Raw genomic sequence first — 25,837 nt, forward strand, 5'->3', positions numbered from 1 at the left:
GGCCATGAACAGCCGTTCGCCCAGTGTGGCGAAGCAGCGTGGCATGGCCATCATCAGCGCCTTGCTGATCGCCGCGGTGGTGGCGGTGATCGCCGCGGCGATGCTCACCCGCCAGACGTCCTTCATGCGCACGGTGGAGGCCGAGCAGGGGCGGGTGGTGGGCAGCGCGGTGTTGCAGGGTGGGCTGGAGTACAGCCGGCAACTGCTCTGGGATGCGCGCCAGCGCGATGTCCTGACGCGCCTCGACCAGCCCTGGGCGCGGCCCATCGGCGACCAGGCGCTGGGCGGGTTCAACGACTCCTTCCAGGGGCGCCTGCAAGACCAGCAAGGCAAGTTCAACCTGCGCAACCTGGTGTTCCAGGGGCAGGTGGATGCGGTGCAGCTGCAGGGGTTCGAACAGCTGTGCCAGCTGATCGGCATCGATTCGGCCCTGGGCCGGCGCATCAGCCAGCGGGTGATCGCTTCCTACCCCCAGCGCCTGGACAGCCCGGACAGTGCGGCCAAGGTCCGTGGCGCCTTCGACAGTGGTCGCCTGACCTCGCCCGGCGCCGAGGCACGGGTGCTGCCGGCCCGCCAGCCGATGCTGCGCAGCGTGGAAGAGCTGCGGGGGCTGCCGGGCATGAGCGAAGTCTTGCTGCTGCGCCTGGCGCAGCACGTCAGCATCTTGCCGGGCAATACCTGGGTCAACGGCAATACCGCCACCGCCGAGGTGTTGGCCGCGGTGGTGCCGGGCCTGGCGCTGTCGCGGGCCAGGGCCCTGGTGGTCGAGCGCGACGCCGGGCACTGGTTCATCAACCGGGGTGATTTCGTCAACCGCCTGCGCATGCCGGACGTGGCGGTGGAGCAAGTGCGGGTCGGCATCACCAGCGAATGGTTCCTGCTCCAGGGCCAGGCGCGCCGCGACCAGCGCCGGGTCAGCCTGCAAGCCCTGCTGCACCGTCCCGAGGACCGCATGCCCCAGGTGATCTGGTCGCGGGTGGGTGCATGAGCCGCTTGCGTATTGTCTTGCCCAGCCTGGCTGAGCTGGGCCAGGCCGGTTATCCCGTGCAGCACCCAGTGGATTTTGCCCGCCTGGATCGCCATGACCGGGTCGCTGCCAGCGGACGTTGCTCCCTGGAGCAACTGGGAGCCATGGGCAAAGGCGCCAAGCCACTGCCGGTGGAGTGTTTCCTGCACCCCCAGGACAGCCTGTTGACCAGCATCGAGTTGCCGCCACTGCCGCCGGCACGAATCAAGGCGGCGGTGGCTTGTGCCGCCCAGGCGCTGATCCTCGGTCCCGTCGAGCTCATGCATATAGCCCACGGCCCGCGCGAGGCCGATGGCCAAGTGGTATTGGGCTGGCTGGCGCTGGAGCAATTGCAGGCCCTGGGACGCTGGCTGGAACAGGCCGGCCTGAGGCTGCAGGGCTTGTATCCAGCCCCCTACGCCCTGGCGGTACCGGCGCCCGGACAACTGAACCTGTGTGCCGTGGATGGCTGGCTGGTCCTGCGCCATGACCTGGTGCTGGGCGGCGTTCAACCGCTGCTGCCGCAGGACGCGGAGGGCGCCTTGCCGGCCAGCCTGGAGCAACGGCGCGGTACGGCGGGCGAATTGGCCTGGATCGGTGACCCAGCGCCGGCGGGGATTGCCCGGCAGCCGGCCGAGCAACGCTGGAACGGCGCCGTCCCGACCTGGAGCCTGCATGCCGGGGCGTTGCCCGGGCGTGTCGCGGCCAAGGGCTGGGGCCGGGCCCTGGGCTGCTGCGCCTTGGCGGTGGCGGTCTGGGTGCTGGGCCTGAACCTGTACGCCGCGCGTGAAGCCGACCAGGGGCAACGGCTCAAGGCCCAGATGATCCAAAGGGTGCGCCAGGCGTTCCCCGAATTGCCGGTGGTGCTCAATCCATTGCAACAGGCCCGCCAGCAACTGGAGGCCCGGCAGAGTGGCACGGCGGGGGAGCCGGCCCAAGGGTTTGCCAACCTGTTGCAACAGGCCGCCGGCGCCATGCCGTTCATGGTCGGCAGCGTCCAGAGCCTGACCTATGCCCAGGAGCGCCTGCAGCTGGAACTGTTGCCCGATGCACCGCGAGTCACCGATGACAGCTGGCAGGGCGCACTGACCCAGGCCGGCTACAGCGTCCAGCGCGAGGCCAATGGCTGGACCCTGGCTCCTGCTGGCGCGCGTTCGGCCGACGCCATGCAAACCCCGGAGGGCGACGATGATGAATAAAGCCCTGCTGGCGCCGTACCGGGCTCGCTGGAGCGCGCTGCGCACCCGCGCCCGGGCCTATTGGAGCAGCCTGGCCCTGCGCGAGAAGCGCTTGCTGGCCGGCACCACGGTCGGCCTGCTGGCCTTGCTGAGCTGGTCGCTGCTGATCCAGCCGGCCCTGCGCAAGATCGACTACTGGCAAGTCGAGACACCCAAGCTGCGGTCCCAGGCCGAGGCCCTGGAAGTGCTGTTGCACGAAGTGGCGGCGGGCCCGGGCCAGGTGTCTGGAGCCGATCTGGAACAGGCCTTGCGCCAGACCCTGGACGGGGCTGGCCTCAAGGATCACTACCAATTGCAGCAGAGCGATGAAGCCGGCCCCGAGAGCTGGCGGTTGACCTTCGAGCAGGCCCCGGCGGATGCCGTGGTCGGCTGGTTGCTGGGCTCGCCCCGGCAGCTTTCGCTACAGGTGGTGGAGGCTCGCCTGCAACGCGCGGGCACGGCCGCCGCCGATGACTCGGCAGGCACACTGTCCGGGACCGTTCGCATGGATCAGGCGCAGGGCGCTAAGGAAGCTTCATGAAGTGGTCAGGTTCCAAATACGTGCGCCAGTGTCGCAAGGCCGCACCTTTCCTGCTGCTGGCGCTAGGGGCCTGCAGCACCACCCAGTCCACCCCGCCACAGCCGATGCTGGTGGACAGCGAACTGGGCCAGCCCCTGGCCGATACCCGGCGCGGCGGCGATGCCCTGGCCGACCGCCAGCGCCCGCAGGCGCAACAGGCCCAGCGGCCCAAGGTGCTGCATCCGGTGACCAACAGTCGCGCCCAGGCCACGCCGCGCAGCACCGGCGTGCCGCGCAACCCGCTGGGTGACCAGCCGGTGCAGCTGAACTTCGTCGAGGCCGACATCCAGGCGGTGGTGCGGGCCTTGTCCCGCTCCACCGGCCAGCAGTTCCTGGTCGATCCACGGGTCAAGGGCAACCTGACCCTGGTCAGCGAGGGCCAGGTGCCGGCGCACCAGGCCTACGACATGCTGCTGGCGGCGCTGCGCATGCAGGGCTTCAGCGTGGTGGACGTCGGCGGCGTGGCCCAGGTGGTGCCCGAGGCCGATGCCAAGCTGCTGGGCGGGCCGATCTACAGTGCCGACAAGCCGGCCGGCAACGGCATGCTGACCCGCACCTTCCGCCTGCAATACGAAAACGCGGTGAACCTGATTCCGGTACTGCGGCCGATCGTTTCGCCCAACAATCCGATCAACGCCTACCCGGGCAACAACACCATCGTGGTCACCGACTACGCCGAGAACCTGCAGCGGGTGGCGCAGATCATCAATGGCATCGACACCCCGAGCGCCATCGACACCGACGTGGTGGCGGTGCAGAACGGCATCGCCGTGGACATCGCCACCATGGTTTCCGAGCTGCTGGAAAACCAGGGCAGCGACCAGACCCAGAAGATCAGCGTGATCGGCGATCCGCGTTCCAACTCCATCATCATCCGCGCCGGCAGCCCCGAGCGCACCGAGCTGGCGCGTAACTTGATCTACAAGCTGGACAACGCCCAGAGCAACCCGAGCAACCTGCATGTGGTCTACCTGCGCAACGCCCAGGCCGGCAAGCTGGCCCAGGCCCTGCGTGGCCTGCTCACCGGGGAAAGCGACAGCGGCGGCAACGATGGCGCCCGGGCCATGCTCAGCGGCATGGGCGGCGGCACCAGCAGTGGCCAGGGCGGCAGCCAGACTGGCAGCAGCACCAGCACCGCCGGCAATAGCAGCCTGGGCAACGGCAGCGGCGGCACCACCAAGGGTTACGGTCAGGGCGGCAGCAGTAGCAGCGGCCTGGGCAGCAATGGCCAGCAGGGCGAGCAGAACACCGCCTTCAGTGCCGGTGGCGTGACCATCCAGGCCGACGCCACCACCAACACCTTGCTGATCTCCGCACCTGATCCTCTTTATCGCAACCTGCGGGAAGTCATCGACCAACTGGACCAGCGCCGCGCCCAGGTGGTGATCGAGAGCTTGATCGTGGAGGTCAACGAAGACGATGCCAACGAATTCGGCGTGCAATGGCAAGCCGGCAACATGGCGGGACGGGGTGGTTTTGGCGGCGTCAACCTTGGCGGTAGCGGACTGGTGGGCAACCCGGGCAGCAAGACCAGCATCGACGTGCTGCCCAAGGGCCTGAATGTCGGTGTGGTCAACGGCACCGTGGACATCCCGGGGATCGGCAAGGTGCTGGACCTCAAGGTCCTGGCCCGGGCGCTCAAGAGCAAGGGCGGCTCCAACGTGCTGTCGACGCCGAACCTTCTGACCCTGGACAACGAGGCCGCGAGCATTTTCGTCGGCCAGACCATTCCCTTCGTCACCGGCAGCTATGTCACCGGCGGCGGTGGCAACAGCAACAACCCGTTCCAGACGGTGCAGCGCGAGGAAGTGGGGCTCAAGCTCAACGTGCGGCCGCAGATATCCGAGGGTGGCACGGTCAAGCTGGACATCTACCAGGAGGTCAGCAGCATCGATGCGCGGGCCTCGGTGGAAGCCGGCACCGTGACCCAGAAGCGCGCGATCGACACCAGCATCCTGCTCGACGACGGGCAGATCATGGTGCTCGGCGGCCTGCTGCAGGATGGCTATAGCCAGAGCAACGATGCGGTGCCGTGGCTGTCGAGCATCCCGGGGCTGGGAGCGCTGTTTCGCAACGAGAAGCGCAGCGTCAACAAGACCAACCTGATGGTGTTCCTGCGGCCCTACATCATTCGCGACAGCGGCGCGGGGCGCAGCATTACCCTCAACCGCTACGACTTCATGCGCCGGGCCCAGGGCCAGTTGCAGCCCGAGCACAGCTGGGCAATGCCGGACATGCCGCTGCCGCAACTGCCGCCGGCGGCCAAGGCGATTCCCGGGGCGCAACCGGTGTCGTTGCAGGACGCGCCCCAGGGCATCCGGGCCACCATCCGCGCGGTGCCTGTGCAATGAGCGGGGCGACAGGTTCGAGTCATGGCCTGCTTCGTGTAGGAATTCTTGGACGGATGGAGGTTTGGCGATGAGCGCCCAGCTCCCTTACGCCTGGGCCAAATCCCAGCGCCTCCTGCTGCGCCACGACGAGGAGGGCGCGGTGCTGCTGGTGTGCGCCTCGACCCCTGGCTGGTCCATCGCCGAGGCCCGACGCCAGTTCGGCCCGGCGCGCCTGGAACAGGTGCGCGACGACGAACTCGACGGCCTGCTGGCCACCGCCTATGCCGATACCGGCAGCGCCGCGGCAGTGGTGGGCGCGGCGGAGAACGAGGTGGACCTGGACCGGCTGATGCAGGACATGCCGGAGATCACCGACCTGCTGGATACCCAGGACGGCGCGCCGGTGATCCGCATGATCAACGCCTTGCTCACCCAGGCGGCACGGGACGAGGCCAGCGATATCCATATCGAACCCTACGAGACCCACTCGGTGGTGCGTTATCGAGTCGACGGCACCCTGCGTGACGTGGTTTCGCCGCGCAAGGCACTGCATGGCGCCCTGGTGTCGCGGATCAAGATCATGGCCCAGTTGGATATCGCCGAAAAACGCCTGCCCCAGGACGGTCGGATCGCCTTGCGCGTTGCCGGGCGGCCCATCGATATCCGCGTCTCCACGGTGCCCACCGGCCATGGCGAGCGGGTGGTGATGCGCTTGCTGGACAAGCAAGCCGGGCGCCTGCAACTGGAGACCCTGGGCATGGACCCGGCGCTGCTGGCCCGGCTCGACGGCCTGATCCGCCAGCCCCATGGCATCGTCCTGGTCACCGGCCCCACCGGCAGCGGCAAGACCACCAGCCTCTACGCGGCCCTGGCCCGGCTGGATGCCAGTACCAGCAATATCCTCACCGTGGAGGACCCGGTGGAGTACGACCTGCCGGGTATCAGCCAGATCCAGGTCAACGCCAAGATCGACATGACCTTCGCCCTGGCCCTGCGCGCCATCCTGCGCCAGGACCCGGACATCATCATGATCGGCGAGATCCGTGACCTGGAGACCGCGCAGATCGCGGTCCAGGCGTCTCTCACCGGGCACCTGGTGCTGGCTACCCTGCACACCAACGATGCGGTGTCGGCGGTCAACCGCCTGATCGATATGGGCGTGGAGCCGTTCCTCCTGGCCTCGTCGATGCTCGGCGTGCTGGCCCAGCGCCTGGTGCGGCGCCTGTGCAACCAGTGCAAGCAGCCCGCCCCGGCCAACCCCGGCACCTGGCGTCCGGTGGGCTGCCCGGCCTGCAACCAGATCGGCTACAGCGGGCGTACCGGGATCCACGAGCTGTTCTGCATCGATGACGAGATCCGCAGCCTGATCCACCAGGGCGCCGATGAGCAGGCGTTGCGCGCTTCGGCCCGGCGCGCCGGGATGTTCAGCATGCGCGAGGACGGCGAGCGCTGGGTGCGCAGCGGTGCCACTGCGCCGGAAGAGATCCTTCGTGTGACACGGGACGCCTGATGAATCGCTATCGCTACGAAGCTGCCGACAGCCTCGGCAAGATCGAGTCCGGGCACCTGGAGGCCGACAGCCAGGGTGCGGCCTTCGCCACGTTGCGCAGCCGGGGCCTGACGGCCTTGCAGGTGCAACGGGACGGCAACCAGGGCGCGGCCGGGGCAGGGGGCATGTTCAGCCCGAAGCTCTCGGACAACGACCTGGCCTGGGCGACCCGCCAGTTGGCCAGCTTGCTGGGGGCCAGCCTGCCGCTGGAGGCGGCCCTGAGTGCCACGGTAGAGCAGGCCGAGCGCAAGCACATCGCCCAGACCCTGAGCGCGGTGCGGGCCGATGTGCGCAGCGGCATGCGCCTGGCCGAGGCACTGGCGGCCCGGCCTCGGGACTTTCCGGAAATCTACCGGGCGCTGATCGCCGCCGGCGAGGAGTCCGGCGACCTGGCCCAGGTCATGGAGCGGCTGGCGGACTACATCGAGGAGCGCAATGGCCTGCGGGGCAAGATCCTCACAGCCTTCATCTATCCCGGGGTGGTGGGCCTGGTGTCCATCGGCATCGTGATTTTTCTCTTGAGCTACGTGGTGCCCCAGGTGGTCAGTGCTTTTTCCCAGGCCCGCCAGGACTTGCCGGGGCTGACCCTGGCGATGCTCGCCGCCAGCGATTTCATCCGCGCCTGGGGCGGCCTGTGCTTCGCCGTCCTGGTGGCCGGGTTCTGGGGCTGGCGGATCTACCTGCGCAACCCCCAGGCGCGCTTGAGCTGGCATGGCCGGATCCTGCGCCTGCCCCTGGTCGGGCGGTTCGTGCTGGGCCTGAACACCGCGCGCTTCGCCTCGACCCTGGCCATCCTCGGCGGTGCCGGCGTGCCGTTGCTGCGGGCCCTGGAGGCGGCGCGCCAGACCCTGTCCAACGACCGTTTGAGCCAGAGCGTCAGCGAGGCCACGGCCAAGGTCCGCGAGGGCGCCAACCTGGCGGCGGCGCTGCGGGTGGAGAAAGTCTTCCCGCCGCTGTTGATCCATCTGATCGCCAGCGGCGAGAAGACCGGTGCCTTGCCGCCGATGCTCGAACGGGCGGCGCAGACCTTGTCCAGCGACCTGGAGCGCCGGGCCATGGGCATGACCGCGCTGCTGGAGCCGCTGATGATCGTGGTCATGGGCGCGGTGGTGCTGGTGATCGTCATGGCGGTGCTGCTGCCGATCATCGAGATCAACCAGCTGGTGACTTGATCGGGGCGAGGGCGCTCGCACCGTCCGACCGTGGCCGGCAAACCGGTTGTGCTGATCTGCCGGCCATGGATGCCTGCCTGTTCCGAGGCACCAAGTTGCCCGGTACGAGCTTTCGCTCGCACCGCGAGGGCCGGGCCGGCAGATTCTTTTTTCAGGCTGCTCCCCGCGCTCCCGACCCTCTCGGCAGGCATCCTCGGGTTCCTCGTTCTGTCATGTTCCAGCCGCGCTCCCAGAGGCTACGGCGCCTGGCGGAAGATGCCGGCCCAGGCTGTGGAAACCTGGCTGTCACCTTGGGCGAAAGGGCCTTAAAAAAGCGCTGTGAACACCCGAGAATCTTTTGCAGTAACAGTCGGTTTCTCCCGAGCATTTTTCCTTTAACTGTCACCGGAAGCTGCGAACTTCTCTGTCCATGGCCTCACCCAACAAGCCCTCTGGATCAAGGCTTCTGGCCCGAGCGCCATGGCGTCATGCAAGAGCTATTCACCCAACGTACGAACACGACGAAAGGAGATTCTTCATGTTTAAGCGCAATGTTCTCGCGGCATCCCTGACCCTGGCTGCCCTGTGCTCGGCACAGGCCGCAATGGCCGACATCAACGGTGGTGGCGCTACCCTGCCACAACCGCTGTACCAGACCGCTGGCGTTCTGACCGCCGGTTTCGCTCCCTACATCGGCGTAGGCAGCGGCAACGGCAAGGCTGCCTTCCTGAACAACGACTACACCAAGTTCGTGGCCGGCACCACCGGCAAGAACGTGCACTGGGCCGGTAGCGATTCCAAACTCAGCGCCACTGAGCTGAGCAACTACGCCGCTGCCCACAACGCCGCCTGGGGTCCACTGATCCAGGTGCCTTCGGTGGCCACTTCGGTAGCCATTCCGTTCAACAAGGCTGGCTCCGCTGCCGTTGACCTGAGCGTCAACGAGCTGTGCGGCGTGTTCTCGGGTCGTGTCAACGACTGGAGCCAGATTTCCGGCTCCGGCCGCACTGGCGCCATCACCGTGGTTTACCGCAACGAGAGCAGCGGCACCACCGAGCTGTTCACCCGCTTCCTGAACGCCAAGTGCGCCGAAACCGGCACCTTCGCCGTGACCACCAACTTCGCTTCCAGCTACTCGGGCGGCCTGCCAGCCGGTGCCGTGGCCGCTGTAACCAGCCAAGGCGTGATGGACGCGCTGAACGCTGGCGACGGTCGCGTGACCTACATGAGCCCTGACTACGCCGCGCCAACCCTGGCTGGCCTGGATGACGCCACCAAGGTCGCTCGCGTCGGTAAAGACGTCGCCAAGAACATCGCAGGCGTCTCGCCTGCTCCAGCCAACGTGTCGGCTGCCATCAACGCTGTACCGGTGCCAACCGTTGACCTGAACAAGCCCAACAACTGGGTGCCGGTCTTCGCCGCCAGCGCTAACCCAAGCGATCCAAGCGTCGTGCCTTACCCCTCCACTGGCTACCCGATCCTGGGCTTCACCAACCTGATCTTCAGCCAGTGCTACGCCGATGCCACCCAGACCTCGCAAGTACGCACCTTCTTCGGTCGCCACTACGGCTCCAGCTCGCTGACCAACAACGACAACGCCATCAAGAACAACCGCTTCGTACCGCTGCCAGCTGCCTGGAAAACCGCCATTCGTGACAGCTTCGTCACGGCTTCCAGCGGCCTGAGCATCGGTAATGCCAGCGTCTGCAACGCCATCGGCCGTCCGCTGTAACTGACGCGTCCGATACCCGCAACACCCGGATCAGCAACGGTTTCGACCGTTGCTGATCTTTTCATTCCGGGCCGCCCAGCCCGTTCATCGCAGGGGCGGCACACCGTTCGGCGCCGACCGGCGAGCGTTACACCCAGAACATGAATTTTCCATGACAAGCGTTCGGTCGTGTCCTTCGACAACGGCCTATTCCTAAAGCAGTGACGCACGCCCTGGGCCGTACAGCGTCGCGCACCCTGGGCGTCATAACAAAGGATGAGTAGTAATGGTTCGCTGCAAACCACCGGTTAACCCCCCTGGCCTGGATTCCCAGGCGCCGATCCTGCGGCTCAAGCCCCTGGCCCAGGCCATCGCCCTGTTGTTGATGGCCGGCAGTGCCAATGCCGCCCCGGCGTTCAGTTCCGGCTGGTTCGCCGACAAGGGCGCCTCCCAGGCGGCCACTGCCGCGCGTACCAATGGCCAGGTGCCGGGCATGCCGCCTCCGCTGTCCCAGCAGGTGCGGGTCAACCAGCAATTGCAGCGTTCGCTGGGCAATCTCAACTCCACGGTGGCGGCCATCGCCGCACAACAGGCGGCCCAGGCGGCGGCCCGCCAGGCTGCGTTCGGCAGTGTCAGCAGCGTTCCCGATGGCCTCGGCCAGGGCGGACTGAAGGTCGACAACAGCCTGACCCAGGGCTGGATCAACGCCAAGGGGCCGGTGCAGAGCCAATCCGGCGGCAAGACCACGGTGACCATCGAGCAGACCGCCGACAAGGCCATCCTCAACTGGGAAACCTTCAACGTCGGGCGCAACACCACGGTGGATTTCCAGCAGCAGTCCAACTGGGCGCTGATGAACCGGATCAATGATCCCAATGGTCGGCCCAGCGAGATCCAGGGCCAGATCAAGGGCGCCGGCACGGTGATGATCATCAACCGCAACGGCGTGGTGTTCAGCGGCACCAGCCAGGTCAACGTGCGCAACCTGGTGGCGGCCGCAGCCACCATCACCGACGAGCAATTCAGCAAGCGTGGCCTGTATGTCGACGCCAACGGCAGCCAGCCGACCTTCACCGATGCCGCCGGCAAGGTCCTGGTCCAGGCTGGCGCCTCGATCCAGACCCATGCCCCGGCCACCTCCACCGATGCCGGTGGCTACGCCCTGCTGCTGGGCAGCGAGGTGGAGAACGCCGGGACCATCGTCACCGCCAAGGGCCAGACCACCCTGGCCGCCGGGGACAGTTTCTACATTCGCCGCGGAGTCGGGACCGAGGGCAACCAGCGTTCCACCACCCGCGGCAATGAAGTGGCCACCTCGCTCAAGCCGGGCAGCAGTGCCGGCAAGGTCAGCAACAATGGCCTGATCATGGCCTCCACCGGCGACATCACCCTGACCGGCCACCAAGTGCTGCAGAACGGCGTGGCGCTGGCCAGTACCTCGGTGGATACCCGGGGCACCATCCATTTGCTCAACTCCGCCAGCGACGGCAGCGGTAGCGTGACCCTGGGGCAGGGCAGCACTACCGCGATCCTGTTGGACAGCAGCGGCAGCGGCGCCCTGGATAGCCAGCGCAACAGCGGCCTGGGCAACCTCGACGGCACCCCGGCCAACCTGATCACCGGCCAGTTCAACAACCTCAGCAGCGTTGCCGACCGTACCGACCAGTCCCGGGTGGAGATCGTCAGTGGCGGTACCGTGGACTTCCAGAAGGGCTCCATCACCCTGGCCACCGGTGGCCAGGTAGCGGTCAGCGCCGGCCAGCGCAGCCTGGTGCGCGACGGCGCGGTGATCGACGTTGCCGGCGCCGTCGGGGTCAAGGTGGCGATGGAATCCAACAACATCAAGATCAACCTCCAGGGCAACGAGCAACGCGATTCGGCGGGTAATCGTGACGCCGGCAAGTTGATCAACAACGATGTGTGGGTCGACCTGCGCGAGCTGATCTTCGTGCCGGCGGGCACCAACGGTTACGCCAGCGACCGCTGGTACACCGCCGGCGGACTGTTGGAAGTGGGCGGTTACCTGGGCACCCAGCGGCACAACATCGGTGAGTGGATGGCCCAGGGCGGGACCCTGACCTTCACCGGCAAGGATGTGGTGACCCAGTCCGGCGCCCAGTTGAACCTGTCCGGCGGTACCGTGGACGTGCAAGGCGGCTATATCCAGCAGACCTGGCTCAAGGGCGTGGACGGGCGCCTGTACGAACTGTCCCGGGCTCCAGGGGACCTGCTCTACACCGGGATCTACAAAGGCTATGTGGACAGCAGCCCGCGCTGGGGGCGCACCGATTACTACTACAACCCGCTGATCGCCCAGCAGCAGCGCTACGAGGCGGGCTACACGGTGGGCCGTGATGCCGGCAAGCTGGTGATCGGCACCGGCAACGCGGTGCTCGAAGGGCAACTGGTCAGCGATGTGTTCAAGGGCGACCGGCAGGTCCAGGCGCCCAAGCCCAACCTCGATGGCTACCAGCAATCGCACAAGGCGGCAGCCCAGCGCGCCCAGTTGATCATCGGCAACTACACGCCGATCTATAACAAGACCAGCGGTGTCCTGCGCCATGCCTTGAGCCCCACCGTGGACCAGGTGCTGATCGCCGCCAACCAGCAGAAGATCGCCGACGGCCTGGACCTGGACAGCGCCTTGCCCGCCGATCGCCAGGGGCGGCTGGTACTCGACAGCGACCAGCTCAATGGCCTGCAACTGGGGGCGATCAAGGTCGGTGCCCGGCAGCGGATCCAGGTCGATGGCGCGCTGACGGTGGCCGATGGAGGGGACATCACGCTGTTCGGTCCCCAGGTCAAGATCAACGCCAACCTCGCTGCCCACGGCGGCAGTATCAATGCCGGCAACGTGCTGAGCCAGGTGGATGCGAACCGCAATTTCGCGGTGGGCGACGTGATCCTTGCCCCCACTGGCGGCGTCCAGGCCCGGGTCGATGTCACCCGCGGGGTCAAGCTGGATGTGTCGGGGCGTTGGAACAACCTGGCCCTCGATCCGCTGAACAACGGCGGCGTGGCGTTCAGCAACGGCGGCAAGGTGTCGCTGCGCAGCAGTGGCGACCTCAACCTGGCCAAGGGCAGCCTGGTGGATGCCGGCTCCGGCGGCACCATCGGATTCGATGGCAAGCTCAGCGGTGGCAAGGGGGGCGATGTGACCCTGGCGGCCGATGGCAAGCTGGATCTCGACGCAGAGCTGCGCGGCCATGGGCTCAACGGCGGCGGCACCCTGGCCCTGCAGGCGCACAAGGTGCTGATCGGTGCGCGGGATGTGGCGCCGCAGCCCGGCACCCTGCAGTTGGCGGGGGACTTCTTCGACAAGGGCTTCTCAGCCTACGACATCACCGGCAACGAAGGACTGGTGGTCGCCGAGAACGCCAGGGTCGACGTCAAGATGCCGGTCTATCGCCTCGGCTCCCAGGCTGGCAACGCCGGCACCGGCAGCGATCCGGCCAGCATCCTGGAGCCCTGGCTGCCGGATCTGTACCAGCAGGATGCGACCAAAGGCGTGCTGACCCAGCGCCGTGGCGCCGGGCTGGCCCTGACCGCCGGCAACCAGTACTCCAGCGGCGCGCAACTGGCGACCACGGCGCTGAACGTGGGCCAGGGCGCGGTGATCAATGTCGATCCGGGGCAAGCCATCAACTTGCGCAGCGTCGGCCAGTTGACCATGAACGGCACCCTCAATGCCTGGGGCGGCAGCGTCAGCCTCGCTGGCCTCACCGTGGCCAGTTCCGAGGCAGCCAACGCTGCCGGCCACGGACGCTCGATCTGGGTCGGCGAGCAGGCGCTGATCGATGTCGCGGCCCGGGCAGTGAGCGCCGTGGACAATCGTGGGCGCAGCTATGGCCAGGTGCGCAACGGCGGCAACATCAGCATCGGTGGCGAGATCGACCTGGCCACCGGCATCGCCAAGGCCAGTGACCTGTTCGTGGTGGTGCGCGACGGTGCGCGGCTGGATGCATCCGGCACCCAGGCCGCCCTGGACATTCCCGGACAAGGGCGGGTGCAGGTCGCCAGCAATGGCGGCAGCATTGGCTTCGCCTCCAACAACGGCCTGTACCTGGACGGCAGTTTCGTCGCTCGGGCCGGCGGTGCCGGTGCGGCGGGCGGTAGTTTGTCCGTGGCCCTGGAGAGCCCGTACTACGCCAAGAGCGCGGTGACCGACCGGGTGCTCAAGGCCCGCGAACTGGTCGTCAGCCAGACTCACCAGGCCAATGTCCTGCCCGGATCCCCCGACGCTGCGGGCTCAGCCCTTGAGTATGGCCATGGCGGCCTCGGCGTGGACCAAGTGACAGCCGGCGGCTTTGGCAACCTGGCCTTGCTGAGCAACGGCCTGTTGAGCTTCGATGGCGATGTGTCGCTGAGCATGGGGCAGAGCCTGCGCCTGTACAGTGGCGCCCTGGGCCTGGCGGAAACCGCCACGGCCAATACCCGGGTCAACCTGTCGGCGCCTTACCTGTTGCTGGCGGGCATCCTCGCGCCGCCGGAGGCCAAGGACCAGTATGTGCGTCCGGTGGTCTCCATCGGCAGGCCGTCGGAGCGCGCCACCCAGGCATTGTTCAACGCCGATGGCCGCCTGATCGATGTGCGCGGCAACGTGATGTTCGGCAGCAAGGGCGACCTGCGCCAGGCCAACGACAGCCTGGTGAATATCGAACGGCGGGGCTTCGATCATGTCCGGCTCGATAGCCAGGGCGATCTGCGCTTCCTCGCCGGCGCTGGCGCCGATGTGATCGCCAAGGGCATCAGCACCCAGCTGCTGACCCAGGGCGACATGACCCTGCGCGCAGCGCAGTTGTATCCGGGGACCGAGGTCGGGGCCCGGGTGATCGCCGGCTACAAGTACGATTACGCAGGCCTCGCATTCGATCCGAGCCGGACCCTGACCATTGCGCGCAATGGCAACGCTGACTCGGCCGTGCCGTACTCGGTCTTCGGCCGCCTGCAGCTGGGTGCCGCCAATATCAAGCAGGGCGGTGTGGTGCGCGCCCCCCTGGGCCTGATCGAGATCGGCAACCTGGGTAGCAGCAAGGTCGAATTGCTGCCCGGCAGCCTGACCTCGGTCAGCGGCAAGGGCCTGGTGTTGCCCTATGGCGGTACCGTCGATGGCCAGGTCTACAAGTACAACGGCAAGACCGTGAACTTCGTGGGCCAGGGTGGCTTGGTCAATGAAAACAGCGAGCTGAGTGTCGGCGTGATCCTGGGCGGCAAGTCGGTGAAGGTACAGCAAGGGGCGACCCTGGACCTGTCCGGCGGCGGCGAGTTGCTGGGCGCGGGTTTCATCTCCGGGCGTGGCGGTTCCACCGATGCCCGCTACAGCCCGCTGGTGCAGATCGGTGCCAATGGCGTCCTGGTCTTGCCGGGCCTGGCGAGCAATCCGATCTACGCCATCGTTCCCGGCGCCCAACCCGGCTACGCGCCGGTGGCGCCGGAGGGCGGCGCGGTAGATCCGCTGATCGGCCAGCAGGTGACCATCGGCGCCGGAGTGCCCGGCTTGGCGGCGGGTACCTATACCCTGATGCCATCCACCTATGCCCTGCTGCCGGGGGCCTTTCGCGTGGAGATCAACGGCCTGGCGGGACTTGGCAGCGAGGGCTCGGCCCAGCTGATGCGCAATGGTTCCTGGAGCACCGCCGGGCGCCTGTCCATCGCCAACACCGGGATCGGCAACAGCGTCGCCAGCCAGTTGATCCTGACCTCGGCCGACACCCTGCGCCGTTATTCGCAGTACAACGAGACCAGCTACGCACAATTCGCCATGGCCGATGCGGCCAAGCTCGGCGTGCCGCGGCCCTTGCTGCCGGTGGACGCCAAGACCCTGAAACTGGCGCTGGAAGCCGGCGCCGGAAGCGACGCGTTCTCTTTCCAGGGCACAGGCCGCTTCGAGGCTGCGACGGGGGGCTTTGGCGGTACCGTTTCGGTATTGAACAGGGGCAGCGGTAGCGGTATCGAAGTGGTGAAGGCCGGGCAATCGGCCACCGACGGCTTTACCGGAGTCACCCTGGATGCCGACAGTCTCAATGCCCTGGGCGCCGGGCGCCTGATGCTCGGCGGCCTGACCCTGGTCAAGTATGGGCAGAGCGGTAACCTCATCACCCTGGCCGAGGGCACCAATACCAGCAATGGCTCGATCATCCTGCGCCAAGGGGCGGCCCTGGCGGCGCCGGAGGTGTTCCTGGTGGCCAACACCGGCGAGATCCTGGTAGAGCAGGGGGCTTCGATCAACACCATCGGTCGTGGCAAGGCCAGTTATGACGCGCGGGACGGTTTCACCTATCAGGTAGGCAATATGCTGGCGGTGTCCAATGGCTTGCTCAATGTGGTGAGCGCGCCTGCGGCCCAGCAGCCCAGTGGCGGTATCCGGGTGGGTAGCTGCGGCACTCGCCTGTGCACCGGACAGACCGCGCTGTACTCCGAGGGCAGCATCGTTGCCCTGACCGACAAGACCTTCGAGCTGGGGGACCAGGTGCGCTATGGCACCCGGCACCTGAACCTGGGCTTGAGCAGCATCAATGTGGGCAGCCCCGAAGCCCTGGCCGCCGCGGCCGCGGGTAATCGCCTGCCGGCCGGCATGACCCTGACCCAGCAAGTGCTGGATCGGCTGTTGCGCGGCGATACCCAGTTCGGCGCCCCGGCCCTGGAAACCCTGCAACTCTCGGCCCGGGACAGCTTCAACTTCTATGGCAGCGCGGGCCTGGATACCTACGATCCGGTGACCGGCAAATCGTTGCTGAGCAACCTCATGCTCTCGACTCCGGCCCTCTACGGTTCCGGTGGCGCCCATGACGTGGCCAGCATCCATACCGCCAACCTGATCTGGCAGGGGGCCACGAGCCCGGCCGGGACAGTGGTGGCCGGCGGTGCCGGCACTGGTAGCGGACGCCTGGAGATCAATGCCGAGCGCATCGAGTTCGGCTACGGCGCCTTCGCCCAGCCGAGCACCACCAAGACTTTCGATCGCCTGGCCCTGGGGTTCGCCAACGTCAATCTCAACGCCAGCCAGCGCATCACTGCCAACCACAAGGGCAGCCTCGCGGTGTACCAGAGCCAGGGCGGCTACGACCCACTCAAGGGTTTTGCCTACAGCGGTGGCAACTTGACTATCCGCACGCCGTTGATGACCGGCGAAGCCGGTTCGGTGAACCGCATCACGGCTGGTGGCGCCATCGATATCGGCGCCACGGCCGGCAGTCGCGGCCAGGCCAATGGCCAGGGCGCCGAGTTGTCCTTGAGCGGCGACAGCATCCGCCTGGCCAGCGCGGTGGTCCTGCCCAGCGGCAAGGTGTCCCTGGAGGCCCGTGGCGATGTGCAGTTGACCGATGCCGCGCTGATCGATGTGGCCGGGCGCGGCATGGCCTTCAACGACCTGACCCGCTACGGCGTCGGCGGCGAGGTGTTGCTCCAGAGCCGCGCCGGCAATGTACTGCAGGCGGCGGGTTCGAGCATCGACCTGTCGGCGCAGAGCAACCAGGCCGGCAAGTTGCGCGCCGTGGCCCTGGGCAGTGGCGCGGGGCTGGTGGACCTGGCGGGCAAGATCCTTGGCGCCAGCAGTGGTTCTTACGATGCCGGCGGCACCCGGGTGCCGTACCTGGGCGGCGCGGTGGAAATCCAGGCCCAGCGCCTGGGTGGCAGCGGTACCCTGGACGAGCAGTTCGCCGCTCTCAACCAGCGCCTGAACCAGGGCCAGGTGTATGGCGCACGCAGCTTCCAGCTCAAGCAGGGCGACCTGACCATCGGCGATGGCCTGAAGGCCAACAGCATCAACGTCTCCCTGGATAACGGCCGGTTGCGGGTCAACGGCCTGGTGGACGCCAGTGGCGAGCGGGTCGGCAGCATCAACCTGGCGGCTGGCAATGGCCTGGTCCTGGACTCCGGCGCGGTGCTCGATGCCCATGGCAGCAAGCTGCGGGTGGACAGCTACGGCAAGATCATCGATGCGCCCAACCGCGCCACCGTGGTCCTGGATTCCGGCAAGGGCCAGTTGACCCTGGCCGAGGGCGCGCGCATCGACCTGCGCCATGGCACGGAGGTGGCGGTCGGTGGCGCTGCGGGACAAAACGACGGCCGCAACCGTGGCACCCTGGAGCTCAATGCCCCACGGCTATTCAGGCCCGACGGCAGCAGCGACGATATCGCCATCGATGCCCGGGGCCGCCTGGATATCCAGGGCGCGCGCTCGATCGCGGTCAACGGCATGGTCAGCTATGACGATGCGCCGCAGAAGAACGATGCCGCCAGTGGCCGTCCTTATCAGGAAATCACCCAGGACTACCTGGACCAGAAGCACCAGCTGAGCAGCGCCTTCATCAACGCCGCCCTGCAGAACAGCGACCTGATGCAGAACAAGCTGGCCGGGCTGAACAACGCCGGTTATGCCGACGCCTTCCACCTGCGCCCCGGAGTCCAGATCGTCAGCAAGACCCCTGACGGCGACCTGGTGGTGCAGGGCGACCTGGACCTGTCCGGCTACCGCTATGCCAGCGTCAACCCCCACAGCCAGAAGACTTCGGTGTATGGCTCGGGTGAGGTCGGCGCCCTGGTGCTGCGCGCCGGTGGCGAGCTGAGTATCTACGGCAGCATCAACGATGGCTTCGCCCCGCCACCGCAGACCGTGGACGACAAGGGGTGGGTGCTGTTGCCGGGCGTGGACTTCACCGGTGGCAACATCATCGTGCCGGGCACCGGGGTGACCCTGGCCGATGGCACCCGCTTCCCCTCCGGCGCGACCCTCAACTATGACTTGCCGATCAAGGGCCTGACCCTGGCGGCGGGCACTCGCTTGCCGGTGACCGCGATCCTCGACCAGAGCCTGGTCCTGCCGGCCGGTACCGTGCTGGCGGCGGCCATACATGATGCCGCCGGCAACCTGCTGTTCGCCGCCGGAACCCTGCTCGGCGAGGCCCAGACCCTGGCCGTCGGCACTCAACTGGAGGCCGGCAGCCTGCTGGCCCAGAACACCCGGGTCAAGGCCATGACCTGGCCCAAGGGCGTGGCCTTGCCCAGCCTGGCTGGCGACCTGGTGCTGCTCGATGGCAACAAGCCATTACCCAAGGGCGCGCTGATTCCAGCAGGCACCAACGTCAAGTTGCCGACGGGCGTCGAGTCGGTGCAATTACGTCCGGAAGTGGCCGGGCGCCAGGGCAAGCTCTGGGCCATCGCGCCGATGCTGGCCGAGGGCTCGCAGTCCTGGTCCCTGCGCCTGGTAGCCGGGGGCGACACCGAGGCCGCCGACAGCCGCATCCTGCAGGCCAATCCGCGCCATGGCGACCTGCATCTGGCCGACAGCCACTACGGCATGTACGCCAACGAGTTGCCGGCCAAGGGGGTGTTTACCTGGACGGCCGCAGTGGTCCAGGCATTGGCCGAAAACGGAGTATTCGTCAAGGAAGGCGATCCGGTGGACCAGAAGGTGCTTGATGACCTGGACCTGGGCACCATCGCTGAGTTTTGTGGCGCGACTCCGGAATTCTGCGCGATGAAGACCACCTATGTCTGGACCCAGGCCGCCGTGGACGAACTGGCCCTGGCGGGCATCGAGGTCAAGCTGGGAGCGGTGATCGACGAGAAATTCATTCAGGACCTCGGAATGCCTTCGGTGGAGGCCCTGTGTAGCGAAACGCCCACCTTCTGCCTGGCGCAGAGCGCCAAGGAATATGAAGCCAAGCCGTCCAGCACCCGCTTCAGCGTGATCCGTACCGGTACCGGCGACCTGGAACTGCTCAGCGCCGGCAACCTGAGCATGGACTCGCTGTATGGGGTCTATACCGCCGGCACCTCTTCCATCGCGACCCGTGCCGGTGATCCCTACAACCAACCTCGGGGCCTGGGCAGCGGTGGCACGGTACTGAATGATCCGGGCAGCTACTTCGAACAGTTCGTCAACGGCAGTACCACCAGCCTCTACCGAGCCTGGTATCCAGAGGCGGGAGGCAACCTGCGGGTCGATGTCGGCGGTGACTTGACCGGCAATATCACCGGCGTGGCGAGCAACCCATGGCCCAATCCCAAGGACAAGGGCTGGGACTCGGCCGAGGTGGGCAGCTGGCTGTGGCGCCAGGGCAGTGCGAACGTCGATACCGGCGGCTCTGCGCAACCTACGGCCTGGTGGATCAACTTCGGTACCTATACGGCGGGAGCCGCCGACAAGCTGATGGGGTTCACCGGGTTCGGTACCCTGGGCGGCGGCAACCTGCAGATGAATGTCGCTGGCGATGCCGGGATCCTGGCCCCGGCTGCCAGTTCGTCCGCTGGCATGGGACCACGCAGCCAGGGCCTGGTATTGGCGGTAGGCAGCACCGGCAGGGTCGCCAGCGATGGCAGCCTGCAACTGACCGGTGGTGGCGACCTGCAGGTACGTATCGCCGGGGCCCTGAACCCGCTTGCCAGCACCAGCGGCGATCATCTGGGCGGCATGCTGGTCAACCTGCGGGGTGATACCGCGCTGCAGAGCGCTTCCCAGGGCAGTATCGACCTGCTGTATGGTGGCGCCGCAAAAGATCACAACCCCAACGAGACCCGGGCCTTCGACCCGTTGCGTGCCACTCGCAGCCTGGCCCAGGGCGGTATGACCCTGGTACCGGGGGACGCCACGTTCCAGCTGCAATCGCGTGGCGACCTGGTGGTACAGAGCGTCGAGGATCCGGGGCGGGTCCGCCAGTTCAATACCGCGCCCTTCAGTCGTGGCGGGCAGCAGGGCACTGGACAGAGCTGGTTCACCTTGTGGACCGACACCACAGGCATCGATCTGTTGGCCCTGGGGGGCAACCTGACGCCGTTTACCAGTGCCCTTAGCATGACCGACCTGGCGGCAGTCTATCCCTCGATTCTGCGGGCCACGGCTGCCAGCGGCAGCCTCTACTATGGCAAGGCCGCCGCGCCAGAGCGTGAGGACGTGAACTACCGCTATCCGCTGCTGTTGGCGCCGGGCGCCAAGGGGCAGCTGCAGTTCCTCGCCCAGGACTCGATCCAGGCCGGTGGTCTGGTCGTCAGCCAGTCTGGCGCCGCCGCCAGCTCGATGGCCACTCCCTGGCGTCCGGCCTTCGTTGGCCGGGTCGGCGATGCCGTAGTGGCCAGCAACCTTTCGGCCAGCGGCAATCCGGCTACGTCCACCTTGCCTTTGTTCGCCTTCGGCTCTGGCAGTGTCGCCGGGCTGGTTGACGGGGCTGCGGACCCGGCACGGTTCTATGCGGTTAATGGCGATCTGGTGGGGGTCAGCAGTGGCCGGATCATCAGCTTTGGCAGCGGGGCGAGCGATCTGCATACCGGGCAGACCTGGTACGAAGGCAGCCGCCCGGTCTGGATGATGGCGGGGCGCGACATCGTGGGTGGCGGGCAGCTCTTTGGTGAGCGTAACCCGGGTGATAGTTCTTCATCGCAAGGCAACCTGCTTATCCATAACAATCCCAGCGATATCTCCATCGTCAGGGCCGGGCGCGACATTCTCTACAGCAGCTTCAACGTCGCCGGCCCCGGTACTCTGGAGCTGACGGCGGGGCGCAACCTCCTGATGGACGACAAGGTCAGCGTCACCAGCCTCGGCGCCGTGGCGCCGGGGGATAGTCGCCCTGGGGCGAGCATCGTGATGCAGGCCGGGGTCGGCGCCAGCGGGCCGGATTACCGGCGCTTCGTCGAGGCTTATCTCAACCCGGACAACCTGGCCGGCAACGGCGAATCCCTGGCGGGCAAGCGGGTGGCCAAGACCTACGAGAACGAGCTGGTGGGCTGGCTGGCCGGGCGCTTCGGTTTTGTTGGCGGTGCCGCCGAGGCCCGGGCCTATTACGCGGCCTTGCCGGCGGAACAGCAGCGGGTATTCGCCCGTGATGTGTATTTTGCCGAACTCAAGGCCGCCGGCCGCGAGTACAACCAGGAGGGTGGGGTGCGCCAGGGCAGCTACGCCCGGGGCCGGGCGGCGATCGCCGCGTTGTTCCCGCAGACCGACGTGGCCGGCAACCCGATCACCTACAAGGGCGATATCACCCTGTTCGGGGGCTCGGGGGTGCGGACCAACTTCGGCGGCGGCATCCAGATGCTGACCCCCGGTGGCAGCCAGACCTTCGGTATCGAAGGCGACGCGCCGCCGGCCTCGGCGGGGATCATCACCCAGGGGGCGGGAGACATCCAGCTGTACTCCCTGGGCAGCATCCTGCTGGGCCAGAGCCGGATCATGACCACCTTCGGCGGGGCCATCATGGGCTGGTCGGCCCAGGGCGACATCAACGCCGGCCGGGGTTCCAAGACCACCGTGGTCTACACCCCGCCCAAGCGGGTCTACGACAACTGGGGCAACGTCAGCCTGGCGCCATCGGTGCCTAGCACCGGTGCGGGGATCGCCACCCTGGCACCCATTCCCGAGGTGCCGTCGGGCGACATCGACCTGATCGCGCCCCTGGGCACCATCGATGCCGGCGAGGCCGGGATCCGGGTCTCGGGCAACGTCAACATCGCCGCCCTGCGGGTCGTCAACGCGGCGAACATCCAGACCCAGGGCAAGTCCTCCGGGGTTCCGGTAGCCGCGGTGGTCAATACCAGCGCCATGACCTCGGCCAGTGCCGCGGGTTCGGCGGCTTCCCAAGCCGCGCAAGATGCGGCGCGCAACCAGCAGGCGGCGTCCAGGCAGGGCCAGGCGTCCATCGTCACCGTGGAGGTACTGGGTTTCGGTTCCGAGCAGGTGCAGCGTCCACACGAGGAAGCCAGCCAGGCCCCGGTCTACAACCCCGACAGCCCGGTGCAGGTACTGGGCGCCGGCCCGCTCAATGAGCAGGCGCGGGCTCGCCTCACCGAAGAGGAGCGCAAGCAACTGACGCTATAAGGTTCTCTCGTGGTAGCAACGCTTTGGGGGCGATCGTCGATCGCCCCTTTTTTTGTCCGGATCAGCTCGGCAGCGGGGTGGGCTGGTCCAGCAGCCAGTCGAGGATGTCGTCCCACAGGGGCTGGGCATCGTCGCGGAAATAGCCCATATGACCATAGGGGCGGGCGCCGGCTGGCGGCTTCAGGTCGAGCCGGGTCATGGGGGCGTTGCAGTAGCCCTTGGCGAAGGCATCCAGCGAGCGCGGCGGGGCCCAGGGATCGTCCACCGAGGTGGCGAACAGGCAGGGCGTGCGTACGCTGGCGTAGAGTTCGGCCAGATGGGCCATCTGCGGGTCGTCGAAGTAGTAGTGCGGGTATTCGCACCAGCGCTTGAGGTCGCGGTAGACCCCCAGCGGCAGGTCCTCGCCCATGCCCAGGAGGCTCCAGGCCATGTAGCCCTTGTACGCCACCAGCGGTGGCAGGACGAGCTTCCATAGCAGGCGCATTTTCAGAGCCTCGCGCCAGTGCATCCAGCCGCTCCAGCCGGCGCCGCTACCCAGGCTGTAGCAGGCACTGACGGCCTGGTGGTTGGGCAGCAGGCCGAAGGCGTGGCCGCCGAAGGAGTGCCCGACCCAGTACAAGGACAGCGCGTCGTGGCGCAGCAGTTCCACGGCTGCGGCCAGGTCCTGGTAGGCCCAGTCCAGGAAGGACATGGCAAACCCCTTGAGGCTCCCGAAGCGGGATTGGCCGATGCCCCGGTAGTCCAGGGTCAGCACGTTGAAACCGCGGCGCGCGGCATGTTCGGCGAAGCGCCGGTAGAAGCGCTGCTGGACACCGGCGGCGCTGGCCAGGAGCAGGTTGCCCCTGGCAGTGCCGATGGCCGGGTAGCGCAGGGCGCCCAGGCGATAGCCATCGGTGGCCACCAGGGTCAACGGCTCGCTACTGGCGGACGGCTGATCGGTACGGACTGCAATGTTCAACGCAGGCATCCTTGGGCAGGGGTTCGGGAGCGGGCAGGGTGGTTCAACGGCCGAGGAACACGGGCTGGCGTTTTTGTAGCATGGCCATCACTCCCTCGCGAGCATCCTCGCTGCGCACCTGCTGCATGAGCTGCGGGTTGAGCTGGGCCAGGGCCGCCTCTTCTCCCTGCTCCAGGGCGAGGAAGGCCGACTGCAAGGTCGCCCTGACTGCCAACGGCGCCGCCTTGGCGATGCGCTCGGCGTAGTCGATGGCCCGGGCCAGCAGTTGTTCAGGGGCCACTACCTCGACCAGCAGGCCCATGTCCAGGGCCGTGGCCGCGTCGAACTCCTCGCCGGTGAGCATGTAGCGCATGGCCCGGGTCCAGCCGGCCACCCGGGGAAAGCGCAGTGTGGCGCCACCGGCCGGGGAGATGCCGCGCAGCACTTCCAGCTGGGCGAAGCGTGCATTGCTGGCGGCGATGGCGATATCGGCATTGAGCAGCAACTCGATGCCGGCGGTCCAGCAGGCGCCCTGTACCGCAATCACCACCGGTTTGCTGCGCCGTGGCCCGATCACGCCCCAGGGATCGATGCCGTCTTCGGGGTAGGCGATGCCGCCACTGGCCAGCTTCGGCGTCAACTCCATCAGGTCCAGCCCGGCGGTGAAATGCTCGCCGTGGGCGAACAGCACCGCGCAACGCAGTTGTTCATCGCGCTCGTATTCGCCCAGGGCCCGGGACAGGTCCTCGAGCATGGCGCTGTCGAAAGCGTTGCGCTTGGTGGCCCGGTCCAGGCCGATCAACAACACCTGGCCCCGTTGCTCCCGGGTGACCCGGCCCGCTGTGCTAGTGGCTTGGTTCATCTTGGCGTTCTCCTGAAATGCGTTGTTCGTTGAATGAGCGAGCGCCTGGCGAGTTATTGACCAAGCGTTCGGTTATTGAAACTAAACAAACATTTGGTAACCGTCAAATTGAGGCAGGGCCGCTTATACCTTAGAATCACTGGCCGTGATCCCGCCCAGGAATGAGCCATGCGCCCCTCGAAGATTTCCCGCGACGAACTGCTCCAGCGCTGCGCCAGCACCTTCAAGCGCCTGGGGTATCACGGCACGACCATGGATACCCTGGCCGCCGCTTGTGGCCTGACCAAGGCCTCGTTCTATCACCATTACCCGAACAAGGAATCGCTGTTGCGCGATGTGCTGGAACAGACCCATCAGGTCATCGCCGGGAGCTTGTTCGCCGTGGCTTTCGATGAGCAACTCACCCCGAGCCAGCGCTTGGAAAAGATCGGGCGCAAGTCCATGAAGCTGTTCCAGGACGGGGCCATCGGTTGCCTGATGGGGGTGATCGCGGTGGATGCGAGCTATGGCAAGAGCGAGCTGATGCAGCCGATCCGGGCCTTTCTCGATGATTGGGCCAAGGCCTTGGCCCAGCTGTTCGTTGCCCGGTACGAACCGGAGCAGGCGCTGGCCATGGGAAGGCAGCTGGTGGCGGACTACGAAGGGGCGATCTTGCTCGCGCGGATCTATGGTGAGCCGGCCTATATCGAACAGGTGACCCGGCGGGCCCTGGCGAGCCTCGGCGAGGGCCTGTAGCCGCGGCGGCTGCGCACGGGCGTACAGCCGCCACAGGCCGGGGATCAGGGAACCGTGGCGATCATGCAGCCCATGTAGCCGGCCTCGTGGTAGATGACCCAGGTCTTGTTGGCCGTGGCAAAGTCCCGCAGACCGTGCTTGGCCACGTCGCTGTAGCCCAGGGCCACTGCCCAGCGGGCTTCCACCGGTTCGGTGTACTTGGTCAGTTTGGTGATGTCCTTGCGAGTTTCGGCCAGCAGCCGGTTACCGGCATTGGTGGCGCTCTCGACCTTCAGCTCGATGGCGTAGTCTTCGACGCCCTGGCGCGCCAGGACATCCAGGCGCAGGTCCTGGTTGGGCTTCGGATAGGGCACTTCCCGGGCAGCGCTCAGGTGGGCCGCGCGCAACAGCATCAGGAATTCCACCTGGAACCACACTTCCCAGGCGGCTCCGGTACTGATGGCCGCTTCGATGCGGGCGTGGTCGTTGAGGATCAACTGGCTCAATTGGGTGTTTTTCATGGGGCATCGCTCTTTGCAGGGGAGATGCACAGAGGAACGGGATGCAGCAGGGGTTGTGAAGGTTTGGCGGCGTGACGGGGGCCGGTTGGCAAATCCCGCGGACGGTACCCGACAAGCGATTTCCAGAAAACGAGGAGTGTATGAGCATGCCTGTATCGATCGATCCTTGGCGAACCGACTTGATCCAGGTACTGGATGAGGCGTCGTTGCTCATGGCCCAGGCCTACCAGCAGTTGGGTGGCCAGGTGCCGCCGGAGCATGCATTGGCCCAGGCGGGGCTGGAGCACGGACGGGAGATCGTCCTTGACTACCTGGAACATAACGAGGCCGGCCTGGCTTTCGAGCATCTGCGGTACATGATCGAGGAGCCGCCCCTGGCCTTGTCCGAGGCGGCCCAGTGCGCGTTGCTGCGTATTGCCCGGTACCTGGGCCAGGCACCTGCCTGAGC

13 protein-coding genes are annotated in these 25,837 nt (G+C 66.8%); 10 read left to right on the forward strand and 3 right to left on the reverse strand.

Annotated elements, in window-relative coordinates:
* Window positions 1-4 precede the first annotated feature (4 nt).
* The 8 genes from gspK (at window position 5) to H7A76_RS12130 (ending at window position 22,355) form a co-directional block, all read left to right on the forward strand.
* Window positions 5-988 carry a type II secretion system minor pseudopilin GspK gene (gene gspK, locus H7A76_RS12095; RefSeq protein ID WP_185698692.1) on the forward strand — a complete coding sequence of 328 codons (984 nt, stop codon included), beginning with the start codon at window positions 5-7 and terminating at the stop codon, window positions 986-988.
* On the forward strand, window positions 985-2,205 hold the full coding sequence (gene gspL / locus H7A76_RS12100) for a type II secretion system protein GspL (protein WP_185698693.1): 1,221 nt from the start codon (window positions 985-987) through the stop codon (window positions 2,203-2,205). The genes gspK and gspL overlap by 4 nt, the downstream gene beginning before the upstream one ends.
* Window positions 2,198-2,764 carry a type II secretion system protein GspM gene (gene gspM / locus H7A76_RS12105; RefSeq protein ID WP_185698864.1) on the forward strand — a complete coding sequence of 189 codons (567 nt, stop codon included), beginning with the start codon at window positions 2,198-2,200 and terminating at the stop codon, window positions 2,762-2,764. Before gspL ends, gspM begins: the two co-directional genes overlap by 8 nt.
* On the forward strand, window positions 2,761-5,154 hold the full coding sequence (gene gspD, locus H7A76_RS12110; protein ID WP_185698694.1) for a type II secretion system secretin GspD: 2,394 nt from the start codon (window positions 2,761-2,763) through the stop codon (window positions 5,152-5,154). Before gspM ends, gspD begins: the two co-directional genes overlap by 4 nt.
* A 67-nt stretch (window positions 5,155-5,221) precedes the next feature.
* Window positions 5,222-6,643 (forward strand): type II secretion system ATPase GspE, encoded by a 1,422-nt coding sequence (gene gspE, locus H7A76_RS12115; protein ID WP_185698695.1) that lies wholly within the window; start codon window positions 5,222-5,224, stop codon window positions 6,641-6,643.
* Entirely contained in the window at window positions 6,643-7,854 is a 1,212-nt protein-coding gene (gene gspF, locus H7A76_RS12120) for a type II secretion system inner membrane protein GspF (protein WP_185698696.1), read from the forward strand. The genes gspE and gspF overlap by 1 nt, the downstream gene beginning before the upstream one ends.
* A gap of 517 nt (window positions 7,855-8,371) precedes the next feature.
* Window positions 8,372-9,565 carry a substrate-binding domain-containing protein gene (locus tag H7A76_RS12125; protein WP_185698697.1) on the forward strand — a complete coding sequence of 398 codons (1,194 nt, stop codon included), beginning with the start codon at window positions 8,372-8,374 and terminating at the stop codon, window positions 9,563-9,565.
* 265 nt (window positions 9,566-9,830) lie between these two features.
* Window positions 9,831-22,355 (forward strand): filamentous haemagglutinin family protein, encoded by a 12,525-nt coding sequence (locus H7A76_RS12130; protein ID WP_185698698.1) that lies wholly within the window; start codon window positions 9,831-9,833, stop codon window positions 22,353-22,355.
* Window positions 22,356-22,416: 61 nt separating this feature from the next.
* Here H7A76_RS12130 and H7A76_RS12135 read toward each other — a convergent pair whose 3' ends face one another.
* Both H7A76_RS12135 and H7A76_RS12140 read right to left on the reverse strand, forming a co-directional pair.
* On the reverse strand, window positions 22,417-23,313 hold the full coding sequence (locus tag H7A76_RS12135; RefSeq protein ID WP_260497953.1) for an alpha/beta fold hydrolase: 897 nt from the start codon (window positions 23,311-23,313) through the stop codon (window positions 22,417-22,419).
* 43 nt (window positions 23,314-23,356) lie between these two features.
* Window positions 23,357-24,154: a crotonase/enoyl-CoA hydratase family protein gene (locus tag H7A76_RS12140; RefSeq protein ID WP_185698700.1), complete on the reverse strand. Its 798-nt coding sequence runs from the start codon at window positions 24,152-24,154 to the stop codon at window positions 23,357-23,359.
* A 168-nt stretch (window positions 24,155-24,322) separates the two neighbouring features.
* Between H7A76_RS12140 and H7A76_RS12145 the strand changes: the two genes are divergently transcribed.
* A complete protein-coding gene (locus H7A76_RS12145) occupies window positions 24,323-24,889 on the forward strand; it encodes a TetR/AcrR family transcriptional regulator (protein ID WP_185698701.1) in 567 nt (188 codons plus the stop codon).
* A 44-nt stretch (window positions 24,890-24,933) separates the two neighbouring features.
* Here the strand turns inward: H7A76_RS12145 and H7A76_RS12150 are convergent, their stop codons facing one another.
* Window positions 24,934-25,389 carry a hypothetical protein gene (locus H7A76_RS12150; protein WP_022644122.1) on the reverse strand — a complete coding sequence of 152 codons (456 nt, stop codon included), beginning with the start codon at window positions 25,387-25,389 and terminating at the stop codon, window positions 24,934-24,936.
* A gap of 140 nt (window positions 25,390-25,529) precedes the next feature.
* On the opposite strand from H7A76_RS12150, the gene H7A76_RS12155 reads away from it, so the two are divergent.
* A complete protein-coding gene (locus tag H7A76_RS12155; protein ID WP_260497954.1) occupies window positions 25,530-25,835 on the forward strand; it encodes a MafI family immunity protein in 306 nt (101 codons plus the stop codon).
* The last annotated feature ends 2 nt before the right edge of the window (window positions 25,836-25,837 follow it).

The organism is Pseudomonas sp. MSSRFD41, assembly GCF_014230245.1.
Classification (GTDB): Bacteria; Pseudomonadota; Gammaproteobacteria; order Pseudomonadales; family Pseudomonadaceae; genus Aquipseudomonas; species Aquipseudomonas piscis.

Excerpts from the sequence above, each read along its gene's own strand:
- gspK (WP_185698692.1), top strand. The coding sequence starts at position 5 with ATGAACAGCCGTTCGCCCAGTGTGGCGAAGCAGCGTGGCATGGCCATC.
- gspL (WP_185698693.1), top strand. The coding sequence starts at position 985 with ATGAGCCGCTTGCGTATTGTCTTGCCCAGCCTGGCTGAGCTGGGCCAG.
- gspM (WP_185698864.1), top strand. The coding sequence starts at position 2,198 with ATGAATAAAGCCCTGCTGGCGCCGTACCGGGCTCGCTGGAGCGCGCTG.
- gspD (WP_185698694.1), top strand. The coding sequence starts at position 2,761 with ATGAAGTGGTCAGGTTCCAAATACGTGCGCCAGTGTCGCAAGGCCGCA.
- gspE (WP_185698695.1), top strand. The coding sequence starts at position 5,222 with ATGAGCGCCCAGCTCCCTTACGCCTGGGCCAAATCCCAGCGCCTCCTG.
- gspF (WP_185698696.1), top strand. The coding sequence starts at position 6,643 with ATGAATCGCTATCGCTACGAAGCTGCCGACAGCCTCGGCAAGATCGAG.
- H7A76_RS12125 (WP_185698697.1), top strand. The coding sequence starts at position 8,372 with ATGTTTAAGCGCAATGTTCTCGCGGCATCCCTGACCCTGGCTGCCCTG.
- H7A76_RS12130 (WP_185698698.1), top strand. The coding sequence starts at position 9,831 with ATGGTTCGCTGCAAACCACCGGTTAACCCCCCTGGCCTGGATTCCCAG.
- H7A76_RS12140 (WP_185698700.1), bottom strand. The coding sequence starts at position 24,154 with ATGAACCAAGCCACTAGCACAGCGGGCCGGGTCACCCGGGAGCAACGG.
- H7A76_RS12145 (WP_185698701.1), top strand. The coding sequence starts at position 24,323 with ATGCGCCCCTCGAAGATTTCCCGCGACGAACTGCTCCAGCGCTGCGCC.
- H7A76_RS12150 (WP_022644122.1), bottom strand. The coding sequence starts at position 25,389 with ATGAAAAACACCCAATTGAGCCAGTTGATCCTCAACGACCACGCCCGC.
- H7A76_RS12155 (WP_260497954.1), top strand. The coding sequence starts at position 25,530 with ATGAGCATGCCTGTATCGATCGATCCTTGGCGAACCGACTTGATCCAG.